The 17961-nt window shown below is 36.3% G+C and carries 19 protein-coding genes and 1 other annotated feature; all 19 genes read left to right on the plus strand.

Features of this window, described 5'->3' with window-relative positions; all coding sequences use genetic code 11:
* The first annotated feature begins 50 nt into the window (after positions 1–50).
* Positions 51–956, plus strand: a complete 906-nt coding sequence (gene murB, locus AC0IXC_RS12295; RefSeq protein ID WP_002033752.1) for a UDP-N-acetylmuramate dehydrogenase — start codon at positions 51–53, stop codon at positions 954–956.
* 98 nt (positions 957–1054) lie between these two features.
* Complete coding sequence (gene divIB, locus AC0IXC_RS12300; RefSeq protein ID WP_002014733.1) at positions 1055–1825, plus strand: cell division protein DivIB; 771 nt, start codon at positions 1055–1057, stop codon at positions 1823–1825.
* A gap of 401 nt (positions 1826–2226) precedes the next feature.
* Complete coding sequence (gene ftsA, locus AC0IXC_RS12305; protein ID WP_002014731.1) at positions 2227–3528, plus strand: cell division protein FtsA; 1302 nt, start codon at positions 2227–2229, stop codon at positions 3526–3528.
* Between the two features lie 39 nt (positions 3529–3567).
* On the plus strand, positions 3568–4722 hold the full coding sequence (ftsZ, locus tag AC0IXC_RS12310; RefSeq protein ID WP_002014730.1) for a cell division protein FtsZ: 1155 nt from the start codon (positions 3568–3570) through the stop codon (positions 4720–4722).
* A 453-nt stretch (positions 4723–5175) separates the two neighbouring features.
* Entirely contained in the window at positions 5176–6093 is a 918-nt protein-coding gene (gene spoIIGA / locus AC0IXC_RS12315) for a sigma-E processing peptidase SpoIIGA (RefSeq protein WP_033709394.1), read from the plus strand.
* Between the two features lie 19 nt (positions 6094–6112).
* A complete protein-coding gene (gene sigE, locus AC0IXC_RS12320) occupies positions 6113–6832 on the plus strand; it encodes an RNA polymerase sporulation sigma factor SigE (RefSeq protein ID WP_002128857.1) in 720 nt (239 codons plus the stop codon).
* Between the two features lie 157 nt (positions 6833–6989).
* Complete coding sequence (gene sigG / locus AC0IXC_RS12325) at positions 6990–7769, plus strand: RNA polymerase sporulation sigma factor SigG (RefSeq protein WP_002014725.1); 780 nt, start codon at positions 6990–6992, stop codon at positions 7767–7769.
* A gap of 293 nt (positions 7770–8062) precedes the next feature.
* Complete coding sequence (locus AC0IXC_RS12330) at positions 8063–8341, plus strand: YlmC/YmxH family sporulation protein (RefSeq protein ID WP_012261605.1); 279 nt, start codon at positions 8063–8065, stop codon at positions 8339–8341.
* 117 nt (positions 8342–8458) lie between these two features.
* Positions 8459–9268: a peptidoglycan editing factor PgeF gene (gene pgeF, locus AC0IXC_RS12335; RefSeq protein WP_002128855.1), complete on the plus strand. Its 810-nt coding sequence runs from the start codon at positions 8459–8461 to the stop codon at positions 9266–9268.
* A gap of 5 nt (positions 9269–9273) precedes the next feature.
* On the plus strand, positions 9274–9948 hold the full coding sequence (locus tag AC0IXC_RS12340) for a YggS family pyridoxal phosphate-dependent enzyme (RefSeq protein WP_002033757.1): 675 nt from the start codon (positions 9274–9276) through the stop codon (positions 9946–9948).
* A gap of 19 nt (positions 9949–9967) precedes the next feature.
* Entirely contained in the window at positions 9968–10438 is a 471-nt protein-coding gene (locus AC0IXC_RS12345; RefSeq protein ID WP_193651963.1) for a cell division protein SepF, read from the plus strand.
* A 6-nt stretch (positions 10439–10444) separates the two neighbouring features.
* The gene (locus AC0IXC_RS12350) at positions 10445–10708 is read left to right on the plus strand and encodes a YggT family protein (RefSeq protein WP_002014720.1); all 264 of its coding nucleotides are present in this window, start codon (positions 10445–10447) and stop codon (positions 10706–10708) included.
* A 15-nt stretch (positions 10709–10723) separates the two neighbouring features.
* Positions 10724–11491: a YlmH family RNA-binding protein gene (locus tag AC0IXC_RS12355; RefSeq protein WP_002033759.1), complete on the plus strand. Its 768-nt coding sequence runs from the start codon at positions 10724–10726 to the stop codon at positions 11489–11491.
* Between the two features lie 89 nt (positions 11492–11580).
* Positions 11581–12087, plus strand: a complete 507-nt coding sequence (divIVA, locus tag AC0IXC_RS12360) for a septum site-determining protein DivIVA (protein WP_001131609.1) — start codon at positions 11581–11583, stop codon at positions 12085–12087.
* 51 nt (positions 12088–12138) lie between these two features.
* Positions 12139–12363 (plus strand) — a binding site (T-box leader).
* Between the two features lie 72 nt (positions 12364–12435).
* Positions 12436–15201 carry an isoleucine--tRNA ligase gene (ileS2, locus tag AC0IXC_RS12365; RefSeq protein WP_471652924.1) on the plus strand — a complete coding sequence of 922 codons (2766 nt, stop codon included), beginning with the start codon at positions 12436–12438 and terminating at the stop codon, positions 15199–15201.
* A 158-nt stretch (positions 15202–15359) separates the two neighbouring features.
* The gene (locus AC0IXC_RS12370) at positions 15360–15689 is read left to right on the plus strand and encodes a TraR/DksA C4-type zinc finger protein (RefSeq protein WP_002014715.1); all 330 of its coding nucleotides are present in this window, start codon (positions 15360–15362) and stop codon (positions 15687–15689) included.
* A gap of 125 nt (positions 15690–15814) precedes the next feature.
* On the plus strand, positions 15815–16273 hold the full coding sequence (lspA, locus tag AC0IXC_RS12375) for a lipoprotein signal peptidase LspA (RefSeq protein WP_002128849.1): 459 nt from the start codon (positions 15815–15817) through the stop codon (positions 16271–16273).
* A 4-nt stretch (positions 16274–16277) separates the two neighbouring features.
* On the plus strand, positions 16278–17186 hold the full coding sequence (locus AC0IXC_RS12380; protein WP_002033761.1) for an RluA family pseudouridine synthase: 909 nt from the start codon (positions 16278–16280) through the stop codon (positions 17184–17186).
* A 203-nt stretch (positions 17187–17389) separates the two neighbouring features.
* Complete coding sequence (gene pyrR / locus AC0IXC_RS12385) at positions 17390–17932, plus strand: bifunctional pyrimidine operon transcriptional regulator/uracil phosphoribosyltransferase (RefSeq protein ID WP_001156489.1); 543 nt, start codon at positions 17390–17392, stop codon at positions 17930–17932.
* Positions 17933–17961: the final 29 nt, after the last annotated feature.

Consider the following 17961-nt stretch of genomic DNA (forward strand, 5'->3'; position numbering starts at 1 on the left):
CGTCCCGCATATTACTGTAATAAGGAGACTTGATATGGGGGAGATTGTCTATGGAACAATTAGTAAAAGAGCTTTTAGAAGCAAATGTTGGTCGCGTGTTAGTTAATGAACCGTTAGCGCGTTACACGACTATGAAAATAGGCGGACCAGCTGATATTTTAATTGTACCAAAGCATGTTGCTGGTATTGAGAAGACTCTAGAGTTAGTAAAGAAGTACAAGACAAGGTGGACTGCAATTGGTCGTGGTTCAAATCTTCTCGTATCTGATCAAGGTATAGAAGGTGTGGTTATTCGTTTAGGAGAAGGATTAGACCATTTAGAAGTCGAAAAACATAGAGTAAGAGTCGGTGCTGGATATCCCCTTATTAAATTGTCAACTTTACTTAGTCGACAGGGATTAGCGGGCCTGGAATTTGCAAGTGGTATTCCAGGAAGTGTTGGCGGTGCAGTGTATATGAATGCAGGCGCTCATAAGTCCGACATATCGAGTGTATTAACGAAAGCTCGTATTTTGTTTGACAATGGAACAATTAATTGGTTGACGAATACCGAAATGGGCTTTTCTTATCGCACATCTGTATTGCAAATGAAACGCCCTGGTATTGTTTTGGAAGCTGAATTCCAATTAGAGGTAGGCGAACGCGAGGGAATTGTAAGAAGCATGCAAAAGAATAAAGAGTATCGCCGTGAAACGCAGCCTTGGAATCACCCTTGTGCAGGAAGTATATTTCGAAATCCAGTCCCCTATTTTGCAGGAGATTTAATAGAAAAATCAGGGCTTCGTGGTTATACAATAGGTGGAGCTCAAATTTCTGAAATGCATGGGAATTTTATTGTTAATACTGGTGTGGCCTCAGCGCAAGATGTATTAGACTTAATCGCATTGGTAAAGCGTACAATTAAAGATAAATTTGGTGTTGATATGCATACAGAAGTAGAAATAATTGGAAGATAACGGTTGTTCGTTCCGCTCATTATCATTTATGTTATAATAAGAAGATAAGAACGGCATGAGGAACATGCCGTTCTTTATGTTACATAGGGGGATCGTACATGAAAAATAGTAAAGTGATTAAACTACAAGATCGTGTACCAAAATTAAAGAATCAAAATAAAAAAAATAAGAAACCTGTTAATCATCGGTTAATTTTATACATATCGATTTTATTTTTATTAGTACTCTTTTTAATTTATTTTCGGTCTCCGCTTAGTAATATAAAAAAGATAAGTGTCTTTGGAAATCATTATATGACAGATGAACAAGTTATGAAGGAATCAGGTGTGACATATGATACGAGTTATTTCCGAGTAACAGCACATAAAGCAGAAGAAAACTTAACGAAACGAAAAGAAATTAAAGAGGTAAATGTAAAAAAACGTTTCCCAAACAAAATTGATGTTCATATCGAAGAATATTTAACAATTGGCTATATAAACAAAGATGGGAAATTACAACCGTTATTAGAAAATGGGAAAACACTCGATGTACTTCCGAACGGAAAGCTTCCAGTTGCAGCACCAATTTTTGAACCATTTAAAGAGGAAAAAATGAAGGAATTAATTGCAGAACTAGAAAAATTAACGCCAACTATTTTAAGGTCTATTTCTGAAATCCGTTATACACCAACGAACGCAAATGAAGATCATCTTACTTTATATATGAATGAAGGATATGAAGTGAGCACCACTATTCAAAATTTCGCAAAGCGAATGGAAGCTTATCCACTTATTTTAAAAACAATTGAACCTGGTAAGAAGGTTTTAATTGACTTAGAAGTGGGTGCATATACGAAGGAACTAGGTGCTGAAGAAAAGAAAGAATAGAATGATAGTTTTTACTGCGTTATTACGTATGAAATGAAACAAACGTTCTTTTATATGGATGCTAATTTGCAAGAATGCTTAATTTGATGAAAAAAATGTAAATTTTCTTAGATTCATACTAGGATTGGTACAAGTTTCACTTTTCTACAAGTACATCTTAGTGTAGACTTATACTTGGCGGTAATCTTTACACTTGAAATATAATTATTTCAAGATAGAGCAGTTATTCACAGGTTACTGCGATATTCTTAAATGAATGTTAAATAAAAATAAGAAAAATATAGGGTTAAAAAAGGGAAACGTACAAAGACGTTGAATATTTTTCTTATAAATAGTAAAGTTGCGATTGTTGTTCCATATATTGAGTTGTATGGTATAAATAAAGAAGGAGGTGCCAAAGAATGAACAGCAATGAAATATATGTTAGTCTTGACATCGGTACATCCAATGTTAAAGTCATCATTGGTGAAATGGTTAATGATAGCTTAAACATTATTGGTGTTGGAAACGTAAAATCAAATGGTTTGAAAAAGGGATCGATAGTTGATATAGATGAAACTGTTCGATCAATTAAAAAAGCAATTGAACAAGCTGAGCGCATGGTGGGTATCCACATTGAGCAAGTTGTAGTAGGTGTCAATGCAAACCAGGTACAGTTGCTCCCGTGTCACGGAGTAGTCGCTGTTTCAAATGAAGATCGTGAAATCGGGAATGAAGATGTCTTACGCGTTCTAGATGCAGCGCAAGTTGTGTCAATTGCTCCTGAACGTGAATTTATTGATGTGGTACCTCGACAGTTCATTGTAGACGGTCTTGACGAGATTAACGATCCACGCGGGATGATCGGTGTAAGATTAGAAATGGAAGGTACACTTATTACAGGCTCGAGAACTTTACTACATAACCTACTTCGTTGTGTAGAAAAAGCAGGTCTTGAAATTGTTGATATTTGTCTGCAACCTTTAGCGGCAGCGACAGTTGCGTTATCTTCGGATGAAAGAAATAGAGGGGTAGCCCTTGTTGATATGGGCGGAGGATCTACAACCTTATCTATTTTTAAAGATGGAGAGTTGCAAGCAACGAGCGTATTGCCATTAGGTGGAGATCATATAACGAAGGATATAGCGATTGGGCTGAAAACTTCAACAGAAAATGCAGATCAAATTAAGCTGAAATATGGACATGCTTTTTATGATACAGCATCTGAAGAAGAGATGTTTACGGTTCCTATTATGGGAAGCGATCAAACAGAACAATATTCTCAGTTGGAATTATCGGATATAATAGAGGCTCGTGTAGAGGAAATTTTAATGTTTGTTCAAGATGAAGTGCATAAGTTAGGAGTAAAGCAAGCTGCTTCTGGATATGTACTAACTGGTGGGATAGCTTCTATGCCAGGTGTTCTTGATCTTGCATACGATATTTTACATGAAAATGTTCGTATAGCAACTCCTGATTATATTGGTGTTCGTGAGCCTCAATATACAAGTGGAGTTGGATTAATTAAACATTCTTATCAAAAAGCTAAATTACGTGGGAAAAATGTGCAGGAAAAGCAAGAACATTTTGAACCAGTACCAGCACCAATGCCGGTACAACAGCAACCTGCGAAACAAAAAACTCGTAATCAAAACAATACTAATCAAAATGATGACCGCATGATGTCAAAAGTAAAACGTGCATTCCGTTATTTATGGGATTAAAATTGGACACGAAAAATGAGGTTCTAGGGGGATTTCGACATGTTAGAGTTTGATACTACTCAAGATCAATTAGCGAATATAAAAGTTATCGGTGTCGGCGGTGGCGGAAACAACGCTGTAAACCGTATGATTGAACACGGTGTACAAGGTGTAGACTTTATCGCTGTGAATACTGATGCACAAGCATTAAATCTATCAAAAGCTGAAACGAAAATGCAAATTGGTGGAAAATTAACGCGTGGACTTGGTGCAGGCGCAAACCCTGAAGTAGGGAAAAAAGCTGCAGAAGAAAGTAAAGAACAGATTCAAGAAGCGCTTCGTGGCGCGGATATGGTCTTCGTAACTGCTGGTATGGGCGGCGGAACTGGAACTGGTGCAGCTCCAGTTGTTGCTCAAGTTGCAAAAGAACTAGGCGCGTTAACAGTTGGTGTTGTAACACGTCCATTTACATTTGAAGGGCGTAAACGTGCAACTCAAGCTGCATCTGGTATTGCGTCATTTAAAGAAAATGTAGATACACTTATCGTAATTCCAAATGATCGCTTATTAGAGATTGTTGATAAAAATACGCCAATGTTAGAAGCGTTCCGTGAAGCAGATAACGTATTACGTCAAGGTGTTCAAGGTATTTCTGATTTAATTGCTACACCAGGTCTAATTAACTTAGACTTTGCAGACGTCAAAACAATTATGTCTAATAGAGGTTCTGCTTTAATGGGTATCGGTTCTGGTAATGGTGAAAATCGTGCTGCTGAAGCTGCGAAAAAAGCGATTTCTAGTCCATTACTAGAAACATCTATTGATGGAGCTCAAGGTGTTATTATGAACATTACGGGCGGCGCAAACTTAAGTTTATATGAAGTACAAGAAGCAGCAGACATTGTAGCTTCAGCTTCGGATCCAGAAGTAAATATGATCTTCGGTTCTGTTATTAATGAAGGATTAAAAGATGATATCGTTGTCACTGTAATTGCAACTGGTTTTGATGATAGTGCTTCGACACAACCACCAAAACCAATTATCCGTCCGACTGCGAATCACACACAACAGCAACAACAACCAGTAGCTCAACCTTCAAAACAACGTGAAGTTAAGCGTGAAATGAAACGTGAAGAGCCGGTTGTGCATGATCGTCATACAGATTCAGATGACATCGATATTCCAGCATTCTTACGTAACCGTCGTAGACGATAAAAGAAAAGGAGCTTTCATGCTCCTTTTTTTTGTTGTCTAAATGGAAAAGATCTGCTAAGCAGATCTTTTTTTACTATTTTGCATATGGAGAGCCCAGTCCTATTTTTAAGCCATAAGCTGTGATAAATTGAAACTTTAATTAGTCGGGGGTGTTCATCCAAAAATGATTGTTAGCCCGACTCCCACTTAACTTCTGTCCTTTTTTATAGCTGAATTTTGAGGCAAGGTCTTACTGCCCGCAAATAGCAAGATAAACTTTGTATATATATAATTCAATTATTATGTATACAAGTAAAAAATTTATATTATTCTATGAAAAATACACTTTTATTTTTTACCGACAGATTATGTCTAGAAATCACAAAATAACAAAAAAATCCCTCCACCAATTGACACACTTTCCTGTTGGATATGCATTATACTAGTCTCAACTTAAAAAAAGAGGTGAATTGTTTGGTTGTTTACGCCGACATTGTCTGGTTGTTAAACGCCTGCATTGATTTTCTTTTACTTTTATTAACAGCCACCGTGTTAAAAAAGAGAATCAAAAGATGGAGGCTTGTGTTAGGGGCATTTATAGGTTCAACTATTGTTATTTTCGCCTTTACGCCTTTTGCTTCTATGATGACACATCCAATTATGAAACTATTGTACTCGTTACTTATTGTGTATACAGCATTTGGGTTTTCGACATTTAGAAATTATACACAAACTGTTTTTACTTTCTATTTTGTAACCTTTATGGTTGGTGGAGGATTAATTGGAACGCATTACTTTTTGCAAACGAACGAAATGGTAAATGGATTAGTTCAATCTAAATCAGTTTCTTACGGTGATCCAATTAGTTGGGTATTTGTTATTTTTGGTTTTCCAGTAATTTATTATTTTTCTAAAAAGCGTATAGAAAGCGTAGAGGTCACAAAGATACACTATGATCAAATCGTGAAAGTGGAAATTCAATTAGCTGGAGAGGAACTAGAATTAGCAGGTCTAATTGATAGTGGGAACCAACTTTATGACCCGTTAACGAAAACACCCGTTATGATTATGCATATTTCATCATTAGAACATTTTTTGCCAGCTTGGTTAACAGAACAAATTTATTCCAAAACAGAAATTCCTCAAATACCAGAAAATGATTCTGGATGGGCGACGAAACTACGTTTAATTCCTTTCCGAGCAGTAGGAGTAGAGAATCAATTTTTATGGGCAATTAAGCCAGATTGTGTGCGAGTTTATCATGAAGGTAGTTCGGTTGTTGTAAACAAAGTACTGATTGGATTAAATACACAACAATTATCTACTAATGGTGAGTATCAATGCATTGTACATCCGAAAATGTTGATTTCGCAAAAGATGGTAATTGCTTAATTATGAGAGGCGGGATAATATGGTGAAATTTAAATTTTATTTGGTATACCTTTGGTATAAAGTATTGCTGAAATTAGGAATTAAGACCGATGAAATTTATTATATTGGTGGAAGTGAAGCGTTGCCACCGCCGTTAACGAAAGAAGAAGAGGCAGTTCTTTTGAATAAATTACCAAATGGAGATCAAGCTGCGAGGTCGATGCTTATTGAACGTAACCTAAGGCTTGTTGTATATATAGCAAGAAAATTTGAAAATACAGGGATTAATATTGAGGATTTGATTAGTATAGGAACAATTGGTCTTATTAAGGCAGTGAATACATTTAATCCAGAAAAGAAAATTAAATTAGCAACATATGCATCTCGTTGTATAGAAAATGAAATTTTAATGCATTTGCGTCGAAATAATAAAAATCGTTCGGAAGTTTCTTTTGATGAACCGCTTAACATTGATTGGGACGGAAATGAACTGTTACTATCAGATGTTTTAGGTACAGATGATGACATTATTACAAAAGATTTAGAAGCTACTGTAGATCGTCATCTTTTAATGAAAGCATTGCATCAATTAAATGACCGTGAAAAACAAATTATGGAGCTTCGGTTTGGACTCGCTGGTGGTGAAGAGAAGACACAAAAAGATGTGGCTGATATGCTTGGAATTTCACAGTCTTATATTTCTCGTTTGGAAAAAAGAATTATAAAAAGATTACGAAAAGAATTTAATAAAATGGTGTGAAGAATAAGACCAGTCGGTATCTAGACTGGTCTTATTCTTTTTTTGTGCATTAGGAAATATGATATTTGTGAAAAATGATGGAAAAACCGTATGCATAAAATCCCCTTCAAAGGAAATACTTTACACTGTACAGCAACTCCCGATAGGAGGGAACACTTTGACGAGAAACAAAGTAGAAATTTGCGGTGTTGATACAGCTAAACTTCCAGTACTAAAAAATGAAGAGATGCGTAAATTATTTCGTGAAATGCAAAGTGGAGAGATAAGCGCCAGAGAGAAATTAGTGAATGGAAACTTACGTCTTGTACTGAGCGTCATCCAAAGATTTAATAACAGAGGAGAATATGTTGATGATTTATTTCAAGTTGGTTGCATTGGACTTATGAAATCCATTGATAACTTTGATTTAGGCCAAAATGTAAAGTTTTCAACGTATGCTGTGCCGATGATTATTGGAGAAATACGTAGATATTTGCGTGATAACAATCCAATTCGTGTATCTCGCTCATTACGAGATATTGCGTATAAAGCGTTGCAAGTAAGAGAAAAATTGATTGCTGAAAATTCAAAAGAACCAACAGCAATGGATATTGCGAAAGTTCTTGAAGTGACACATGAAGAGATTGTTTTTGCACTAGATGCGATTCAAGATCCGGTTTCATTATTTGAACCGATTTATAACGATGGAGGAGATCCTATCTTTGTTATGGATCAATTAAAGGATGAAAAACAAAAGGACGAGCAGTGGGTTGAAGAACTGGCGTTGAAAGAAGGAATGAAGCGTTTAAATGATCGTGAAAAAATGATTATTCGAAAACGTTTCTTTCAAGGAAAGACACAGATGGAAGTTGCCGAAGAAATTGGGATTTCTCAAGCTCAAGTATCACGTTTGGAGAAGTCTGCTATTAAGCAAATGAATAAGACGATTCAAGGATAAGGTCCTCACCAGTTATGGTGAGGTCTTTTTTATATATAATATTTTGCGCTCATAGTAGATTGGGTAGGTTCATATAATGAAAATAAAATGGATGTTCTATTAGTAGCGGTTATATACTGTTTATCCGCTTCGAAATTAGGCTGAAGTAAAAAGTTAGATGGAAGCGGGACTGCCCGTAAAAGTCCGATTGGCATGGGTTAATAATCAGTAGGGATGGGGATAATCCCACTGATTAAGGTTTCACTTTATTTGAGAGCGTACTTACGATTCATGATATAAGGGAGAGGATGAATATGATACGGATTTCGGAGTTTCAAATGAAGGATGTTGTAAATGTTTCAGATGGAAAGAGGCTTGGGAATATTGGAGATATTGATATTGATATAGACACAGGAAAGATTAGGGCGGTTATTATTTCTAAGCAGGCACGAATGCTTGGACTCTTTGGGAAGGAAGTAGAATTTGTGATTCCTTGGGAGCAAATTATGAAAATTGGAGAAGATGTCATACTTGTAAAAGTAGATCATGTTAATTCTGTAACAGAATCAATACAAACACCGACAATTTCATAAAGAATATTACAAATTCCTCTTTTTTTTCTGTTGTCATTATGAAAAAATAAAAGTATGGTAAAATAGACAGGAAGTACCATACTTTTTTCTGTTATTTTAATTAAAAGGAGTCGCTTTATGAGAGAACCATTTAAATATGCGGACGGTATACTGTATTTACAAGCGTGGAAAGAACTTGGAAACATTACTGTTGGATTTACGACAAAAGATGGTGGAGTAAGTACAGGCTCCTTTCATGCGATGAATTTAGGATTACATGTGAATGATATCGTGGAGAATGTTCATGAAAACAGACGCATTTTAGCTAATAAGTTACAAAAACCATTAGAAAAATGGATTTGCTCTGAACAAGTTCATGACCATCATGTTGAGAAAGTAGGACTGCAAGAAAAAGGGAAAGGCGTTTATTCATATGAAGACGGTATTCCAAAAACGGATGGCATTTATACGACTAACAAAGATGTTCTCTTAACATCTTGTTACGCTGATTGTGTTCCGCTCTATTTTTATGCACCATCACATGATATGATAGGACTTGCGCATGCTGGGTGGAAAGGGACTGTAACAGAGATTGCGAAAGAAATGATTCAAAAGTGGAATGCAGAAGGTGTTTCAAGTGATGAAATTCATGTCGCAATTGGTCCTGCAATCGGATCATGTTGTTATGTTGTTGATGATCGTGTATTAACAGCAGCACAGCAAGTAGTAAACGGATCTGTTCCTCATAAAGTAATTTCTGATGGTCAGTATGCAATTAATTTAAAAGAAGTTAATCGTATATTATGTGTACAAGCAGGCATAAAAGAAGAACATATTGTAATGTCATCTCTTTGTACAAGCTGTGAAGAACAATTATTTTTCTCTCATCGTCGTGATCAAGGTAAGACGGGGAGAATGTTGAGTTTCATAGGTTTTAAGGAGGAGTGAAGTAAGTGACAGTGCAAGGGAATTTAGCAGATGTAAACGAAGTAATTAAAGAATCTTGTGTACGAGCTGGACGTTCGATGAAAGATATTAAGCTCGTTGCAGTTACAAAAACTGTAGGGATTGAAAAAACAAGCGAAGTAATTGAAACAGGAATTATTGATTTAGGTGAAAATAGAAATGAAGGTTTCTTACAAAAATACGAGCATTTCGGTTCAAAAGTGAATTGGCATTTTATTGGATCATTGCAAACGAGAAAAGTAAAAGAAATCATTAATGAGATTGATTATTTACATTCATTAGATCGTCTTTCGCTTGCAAAAGAAATTCAAAAACGTGCTGATAAGAAAGTTAAATGCTTCATTCAAGTGAAAACATCATCTGAAGAATCAAAGCAAGGATTGGCGATAGAAGAAACAATTTCTTTTATTCAAAGTTTGCAAGAATTGGATAAGATTGAAGTGGTAGGATTAATGACAATGGCTCCGTTTACAGGAGAAGAGGAAGAGATTCGTCGCTGCTTTAAGGAATTGCGCATGCTACAAACAGAGGTGCAGGAGCTAGAATTATTACATGCACCATGTAAAGAATTATCAATGGGAATGTCAAATGATTACACGATTGCAATTGAGGAAGGCGCTACATATATTCGTTTGGGAACGGTTTTAGTAGGAAAAGCGTAGGAGGAAGGAGAAAGTTATTATGAGTTGGTCAAAAGTAAAATACTTCTTTTTTGACACACCGGAAGAAAAAGAAGCAGCTCAATATAGTTATGAAAAGGAGCAAACAGACATGACAAAGCAACAAGATCCCCCAGAACAACAAGATGTTCCGTTTGCGAAAGTGCAACCGAAGCAAAATGTAGTGAGTATTGAAACAGCGAAGCAATCTTCAAAAGTTGTTTTACTAGAACCACGTACATATTCGGAAGCGCAAGGCATTTCGGATCACTTAAAAGGTAGACGAGCTGTTGTAATTAATTTGCAAAGAATGTCTACAGATCAAGCTGTACGTATCGTTGACTTTTTAAGTGGTACTGTATACGCTATAGGCGGGGATATTCAAAAAATAGGCCCGAAAACATTTATGTGTACACCTGAAAATGTTGATATCGTTGGTGCGATTTCAGAGTTATTCGGTGAAGAAGAAGAGACAAATATAAAGAGGTGGTAATACGCCATGACAACAGTTTTAACAGTGTTACTTACTGCTATCGAGATTTACTCGTGGGCACTAATTATTTACATTCTCCTATCATGGTTTCCTGGCGCAAAGGAATCAGCTTTTGGAGATTTTCTTGCGCGTATTTGCGAACCGTATTTAGAGCCGTTTAGGAGGTTTATTCCACCATTTGGTATGATTGATATTTCTCCACTTGTTGCTATTGTTGCCTTGAAACTTGCTAGAGGTGGTTTAGTGAGTTTATTCAACTATTTTTTATAGTGTGAGGTTAAATACATGAGCATCTATGAGCATTTTAGACCTGATGAAGAGGTCTTTGTGGATAAAGTATTAGAGTGGAAACAGGCTGCTGAGTACCATCAAGTCAAGTTAACAGATTTTCTTGATCCAAGACAGCAACAAATTGTTTCTATGGTAATAGGGCAAGGAGATGTAGCTGTACGGTTTGATGGTGCGATGCCTGAAGCCGAACGGAAAAGAGCACTAATTTATCCAGATTATCTAGAATTAAATGAAGAGGAATTTCAAGTAGAAGTATTAGAAATTGACTATCCTTCCAAGTTTTTTACGCTAGAACATAGGCAAATATTAGGTGCATTCATGTCGCTTGGTTTAACAAGGGAAAAATGTGGTGATATTTTGCTTCAAGAAGACCGTGCCCAAATTGCAGTTGCCAAAGAAGTTGTATCGTATATTGAAATGAACTTACAATCAATAGGGAAAATGAAAGTCACACTCTCTCCTATACAAGTAGAGAAAATTTTGCGTGTAGGTGAAAAATGGGGAGAAAAATCTGGGACTGTTTCGTCACTTCGTCTAGATGTTTTATTAGCTGAAATGCTACATATATCTAGGCAGAAGGTACAGCCTCTTATAAAAGGTGGCTTAGTAAAAGTCAATTGGAAAACAGTAGAGCAAACTTCGTATGAATGTTTTCCAGGGGATGTTTTCTCGGTTAGAGGGTATGGACGAAGTAAATTATTTTCTGTAGAAGGTAAAACGAAGCGCGACAAATGGAGAGTTTTGTATGGTATACTAAAATGATTGGTTTTTTAGAAGGAAATTCTCTTATTTTGTCGAAGAAAAGATATAATTGAAAGAGGAAATTTAGATAACTACTTGGAGGTGGCGTTGTGCCGTTAACACCATTAGATATTCATAACAAAGAATTTGGTCGCGGGTTTCGTGGCTACGATGAAGATCAAGTAAATGAGTTTCTTGATCAAATCATCAAAGATTATGAATTAGTCATTCGTGAGAAAAAAGCTTTAGAAGAAAAGGTTGCACAATTAGAAGGAAAGTTAGATCATTTTTCTAATATTGAAGATACGCTGAACAAATCTATCATTGTCGCACAAGAAGCTGCTGAAGAAGTGAAGCGTAATGCACAAAAAGAAGCAAAATTAATTGTACGTGAAGCAGAAAAAAATGCAGATCGTATCATTAATGAAGCGTTAGTGAAATCAAGAAAAGTTGCTTTTGATATTGAAGAGTTGAAGAAACAAGCGAAAGTATTCCGAACTCGTTTCCGTATGTTATTAGAAACACAACTTGAAATGTTAAACAACGATGATTGGGATAAACTAATTGAATTAGAAGACGAAGTGGACGAACTGTTGAAAAAAGAAGAAACAGTGTAAGCTTGACGTTTTTCTCATTATTACATATAATTTTAAACAGCATATTTATTAAGAAAAACGAAGATAGGGATAAGTACCTTTTTCATACCTTATATAGCGAACTGAGGATGGTGTAAGCTCAGGATAAGGAGATAATGGGAATATCACCCTGGAGTTCCGCGCTGAACAAATTTAGTAAGCGTAGGCGTATATTCGCGTTAAGAATATAAAGAGGACCTTATGCATTTGTATATGGTCTACTAGGGTGGTACCGCGGGAGACTTTCTCGTCCCTTTTTGGGGATGAGAGGTCTCTTTTTTATTCCCTTTTTTAAGGTCTGTCGTTTATATATTTAAGGAGGAATTGAGCATGGAGTACAAAAATACATTACTAATGCCAAAAACAGAATTCCCGATGCGTGGGAATTTACCGAAACGTGAGCCTGCAATGCAAGAAAAATGGGCTGAAATGAATATTTATGAAAAGGTACAAGAACATACGAAAGGCCGTCCTTTATTTGTACTACATGATGGACCTCCATATGCAAATGGTGACATTCATATGGGACACGCACTAAATAAAGTGTTAAAAGACTTTATTGTTCGTTTTAAATCAATGACTGGATACTGTGCACCATATGTACCAGGTTGGGATACACACGGTTTACCAATTGAGCAAGCTTTAACAAATAAAGGTGTAAAGCGTAAAGAAATGACAGTTGCTGAGTTCCGTAAGTTATGTGCAGAGTATGCATATGAGCAAGTAGAACGTCAACGTGAACAATTTAAGCGTTTAGGTGTACGTGCAGATTGGGATAATCCATATATTACTTTAGAGCCAGCTTATGAAGCACAACAAATTAAAGTGTTTGGTGACATGGCGAAAAAAGGTTATATCTATAAAGGACAAAAACCAGTTTACTGGTCTCCAACAAGTGAATCAGCTTTAGCAGAAGCTGAAATTGAATATCAAGATAAAAAATCAGCATCTATTTACGTAGCATTCCCTGTAAAAGATGGAAAGAACGTATTAGAAGGTGATGAGAAATACATTATTTGGACAACAACGCCTTGGACGTTACCTGCAAACTTAGGTATTTCTGTTCACCCAGAACTTGAATATGCTATTGTGAAAGTAAATGATGAGAAATATATCATCGCTTCTGAACTATTTGAGACAGTTGCAAAAACGTTAGAGTGGGAAAATGCTGAAGTTGTGAAAACGGTAAAAGGTAGCGAACTTGAGTATACAGTTGCAAAACATCCATTCTACGATCGTGACTCATTAGTTATGCTAGGAGAGCACGTAACAACAGATGCAGGTACAGGTTGTGTTCATACAGCACCAGGACACGGGGAAGATGACTTCGTTGTTGGTAAAAAGTATGGCTTAGAAGTACTTTGCCCAGTTGATGATAAAGGTGTATTAACAAATGAAGCACCTGGATTTGAAGGCTTATTCTATGATAAAGCTAACAAGCCAATTACGGAAAAATTAGAAGAAGTAGGCGCGTTACTGAAACTAGCATTCATTACGCATTCATACCCACATGATTGGAGAACGAAAAAACCAATTATTTTCCGTGCGACAGCGCAGTGGTTTGCATCTATTGAAGCGTTCCGTAAAGAATTATTAGAAGCTGTTGCGGAAACAAAATGGGTACCAGCATGGGGAGAAACTCGTCTTCATAATATGGTTCGTGACCGTGGTGACTGGTGTATTTCTCGTCAGCGTGCATGGGGTGTGCCAATTCCTGTATTCTATGCAGAAAATGGTGATCCAATTATTACAGATGAAACAATTAATCATGTAGCAGATTTATTCCGTGAGCACGGTTCTAACGTATGGTTCGAGCGTGAAGCGAAAGATTTATTACCAGAAGGATTTACACATACAGGTAGCCCAAATGGTGAATTCCGTAAAGAAACAGACATCATGGATGTATGGTTCGATTCAGGTTCTTCTCACCAAGCGGTATTAGAAGAGCGCGAAGACTTACAACGTCCAGCTGATTTATATTTAGAAGGATCTGACCAGTATCGTGGTTGGTTTAACTCTTCATTATCAACAGCAGTTGCTGTAACTGGTAAAGCTCCGTATAAAGGCGTACTAAGCCATGGTTTCGTACTAGATGGTGACGGACGTAAAATGAGTAAGTCGATTGGAAACATCGTCGTACCGAAGAAAATTATGGATCAATTAGGCGGAGACATTTTACGCTTATGGGTATCTTCTGTTGACTATCAATCTGATGTACGTATTTCAGATGATATTTTAAAACAAGTAGCAGAAGTGTATCGTAAAATCCGTAACACATTCCGTTTCTTATTAGGAAACTTAGATGATTTTAATCCAAGTGAAAATACAGTAGCGGTAGCTGAACTTCGTGAAGTAGATCGTTACATGTTAGTGAAGTTAAATGACTTAATTACAAAAGTAAAAGATGCATATGAAACATATGACTTTGCTGCTGTATATCATGCAATTCACAACTTCTGTACAATTGATCTAAGTTCATTCTACTTAGACTTTGCAAAAGACATTTTATACATTGAAGGTGCAGATCACGCGGATCGTCGTGCAATTCAAACTGTATTATATGATGTTCTTGTTGCATTAACGAAACTTGTAACGCCAATCTTACCTCATACAGCTGATGAAGTATGGCCATATGTTCCTGGTGCAGAAGAAGAAAGCGTACAGTTAACTAATATGCCAGAAGCTACAGAAGTAGAGGGTTCAGAAGCGTTAAGAGCAAAATGGGATGCATTTATGACATTACGTGATGACGTTTTAAAAGCGTTAGAAGTAGCTCGTAATGAGAAAGTAATTGGTAAGTCATTAAATGCGAGCATTACGCTATATCCGACTGCAGAAATGAAGGCTATGTTAGAGTCTATTAGCGAAGACTTAAAGCAATTATTCATCGTCTCTGAGTATAAACTTGGTGGTACAATTGAAGAAGCACCAACAGATGCACCAAAGTATGAGCATACAGCTGTAGTTGTAGCACAGGCGACAGGTGAGACGTGTGAACGTTGTTGGGTTGTTTCAGAAACAATTGGTAAAGATGCAGAACATGAAACATTATGTGAGCGTTGTGCAACGGTTGTTAAAGAAAATTATGTAAAATAATGAAAAAAAGCTGACTGCTCATAATAGCAGTCAGTTTTTTGTTGATGATATATCAAAATAACTTTCACTCTCTTTCCTATGAAGGAAAAATGTGTGTGAGGTAAGCGTGGAAATTTCGGACACACTAATTGTACATTGCAGCTGGGAGGAATGTACACGTGAATGAAATTTATATGGAAATAAAAGAAGAATTACAATTGATGAGAAAAGAGTTGCAAGATAGATTGGCGAAAGAAGTAATGCACACATACTATATGGAATTTGGGCAAGAACTTGGATACGAAATAAAGGAAGAGACAAAGAAAAAATTGCTATTACATGATATAAAAGAGGATTTAAAAGATGTAGAACGTGCATTGTTTAAAATGGAAATAGATATGTACGGTATTTGTGAAGAAACTGGAAGAGCGATTTCTACAAAACAAATGAAAACAATGCCGACTGCTCGTACTATTCATGAATTTTTCTATGAAAAGGTAAATGTATGAAATACGCACAACGATATTATGTTACCTTTTTTTAATTTATTTTATTCTTCTACAAAGGTTCATTGTGAAAAGGTAGCAGCTATGCTAAAATTTTGAGGTACACTGTCTTTGTGGGGGAAATGAAAATGATATATTATGTAATAGCGTTATTTGTCATTGCCATCGATCAAATATCGAAGTGGCTAATTGTAAAGAACATGGAATTGGGTACGAGCATTCCGATTATCGATAATGTATTATACATAACATCTCATCGAAATAGAGGAGCTGCCTGGGGTATTTTAGAAAATAAAATGTGGTTTTTCTACATTATTACAGTCATTTTCGTAGCATTTATCGTATTTTATATGAAAAAATATGCGAAAACGGACAAGCTTCTAGGTATTTCATTAGGTCTAATTTTAGGCGGAGCAATTGGCAATTTTATTGATCGTGTATTTAGACAAGAAGTAGTGGATTTCATTCACGTGTATATTTTCTCGTACAACTATCCGGTATTCAATATAGCTGACTCAGCATTATGTATTGGAGTTGTATTAATTATTATTCAAACAGTATTAGAAGGAAAGAAAGCGAAGGAGTAATTGAATGAGTGAAGTAGTACAAGTAACAGTTGCAGAAGAACAAAAAAGCGAGCGAATTGATAAATTCGTTGCAGAAATAAACAGTGAATGGTCACGTTCACAAGTGCAGCAATGGATTAAAGATGCTGTTGTGACAGTAAATGGGAAATCAGTTAAAGGGAATTATAAAGTAAAAGGAAATGATGAAATTACAGTAACAATTCCCGAGCCAGAAGAGTTAGATATTCAACCGGAAGATATGAATTTAGAAGTTTATTATGAAGATGCCGATGTACTAGTTGTAAATAAGCCGCGTGGCATGGTAGTACATCCAGCACCAGGGCATACGAAGGGTACGCTTGTAAACGGACTTATGCATCATTGTACAGACCTATCAGGTATTAACGGTGTAATGCGTCCTGGTATAGTACACCGTATTGATAAGGATACATCTGGATTATTAATGGTTGCTAAAAATGATATGGCGCATGAATCACTTGTAAATCAACTTGTAGCAAAAACGGTAACAAGACGTTATAAAGCGATTGTACATGGTGTAATTCCACATGATAAAGGAATAATTGACGCTCCAATTGGTCGTGATAAAAAAGAACGTCAAAGTATGACTGTTGATGAAAATGGTAAGAATGCAGTTACACATTTCCAAGTGTTAGAGCGATTTAAGGATTTCACACTTGTAGAATGCCGCTTAGAAACGGGACGTACACACCAAATTCGTGTTCATATGAAATATATTGGTTATCCACTTGCAGGGGATCCAAAGTATGGTCCGAAGAAAACATTAGATATGAATGGACAAGCACTTCATGCAGGGATTTTAGGTTTCGATCACCCTCGTACTGGTGAATATATTGAGTTTGAGGCACCGATTCCAGAAGTGTTTGAAGAAGCGCTAAATATTTTACGGAAATAGTATTGACAAATCATAAGAAAACTGAGATACTGACAACAGTTAAATAATGATCCTTTAACACAGCCCCGTGAGGTTGAGAAGGTAACGGTTTGAAATACTTAGGGTATGTTGTACCCTTTTTTCAAAAGTCCTCTCGCACACGCTGAGAGGACTTTTTTTATACCATTACTCTCACGCAAGAAAAAAACTTGGAGGTGTAGAGCATGCAAGAGAAAGCTGTCGTTTTAGATGACCAAATGATTCGCCGCGCTTTAACACGAATTAGTCATGAAATCGTGGAACGAAATAAAGGTGTCGATAATTGTGTTCTTGTCGGAATAAAAACACGTGGAATTTTTATTGCACAACGTTTGGCAGAACGAATTGGTCAAATTGAAGGAAAAGAGATGGAAGTAGGAGAGTTAGATATTACGTTGTATCGTGATGATTTAACACTACAATCGAAACATAAAGAACCACTTGTAAAAGGTTCTGATATTCCTGTAGATATTACGAAGAAAAAAGTTATCCTTGTGGATGATGTGTTATATACAGGAAGAACAGTTCGAGCAGCAATGGATGCTCTTATGGATTTAGGTAGACCATCACAAATCCAATTAGCTGTTCTTGTTGATAGAGGTCATCGTGAATTACCAATTCGCGCTGATTATGTAGGAAAGAACATTCCAACATCTAGTGAAGAGCGTATCGAAGTTGATTTGCAAGAGACAGATCAACAAGATCGAGTAAGCATATACGATAAGTAAAGCCCTTTTAAATGTAGTCCTGTGAGGCT

The organism is Bacillus sp. AC266, from assembly GCF_979253805.1.

Excerpts from the sequence above, each read along its gene's own strand:
- ftsA (WP_002014731.1), top strand. The coding sequence starts at position 2,227 with ATGAACAGCAATGAAATATATGTTAGTCTTGACATCGGTACATCCAAT.
- pgeF (WP_002128855.1), top strand. The coding sequence starts at position 8,459 with ATGAGAGAACCATTTAAATATGCGGACGGTATACTGTATTTACAAGCG.
- AC0IXC_RS12330 (WP_012261605.1), top strand. The coding sequence starts at position 8,063 with ATGATACGGATTTCGGAGTTTCAAATGAAGGATGTTGTAAATGTTTCA.
- AC0IXC_RS12345 (WP_193651963.1), top strand. The coding sequence starts at position 9,968 with ATGAGTTGGTCAAAAGTAAAATACTTCTTTTTTGACACACCGGAAGAA.
- AC0IXC_RS12355 (WP_002033759.1), top strand. The coding sequence starts at position 10,724 with ATGAGCATCTATGAGCATTTTAGACCTGATGAAGAGGTCTTTGTGGAT.
- divIB (WP_002014733.1), top strand. The coding sequence starts at position 1,055 with ATGAAAAATAGTAAAGTGATTAAACTACAAGATCGTGTACCAAAATTA.
- ftsZ (WP_002014730.1), top strand. The coding sequence starts at position 3,568 with ATGTTAGAGTTTGATACTACTCAAGATCAATTAGCGAATATAAAAGTT.
- AC0IXC_RS12380 (WP_002033761.1), top strand. The coding sequence starts at position 16,278 with ATGAGTGAAGTAGTACAAGTAACAGTTGCAGAAGAACAAAAAAGCGAG.
- pyrR (WP_001156489.1), top strand. The coding sequence starts at position 17,390 with ATGCAAGAGAAAGCTGTCGTTTTAGATGACCAAATGATTCGCCGCGCT.
- sigE (WP_002128857.1), top strand. The coding sequence starts at position 6,113 with ATGGTGAAATTTAAATTTTATTTGGTATACCTTTGGTATAAAGTATTG.
- lspA (WP_002128849.1), top strand. The coding sequence starts at position 15,815 with ATGATATATTATGTAATAGCGTTATTTGTCATTGCCATCGATCAAATA.
- ileS2 (WP_471652924.1), top strand. The coding sequence starts at position 12,436 with ATGGAGTACAAAAATACATTACTAATGCCAAAAACAGAATTCCCGATG.
- AC0IXC_RS12350 (WP_002014720.1), top strand. The coding sequence starts at position 10,445 with ATGACAACAGTTTTAACAGTGTTACTTACTGCTATCGAGATTTACTCG.
- murB (WP_002033752.1), top strand. The coding sequence starts at position 51 with ATGGAACAATTAGTAAAAGAGCTTTTAGAAGCAAATGTTGGTCGCGTG.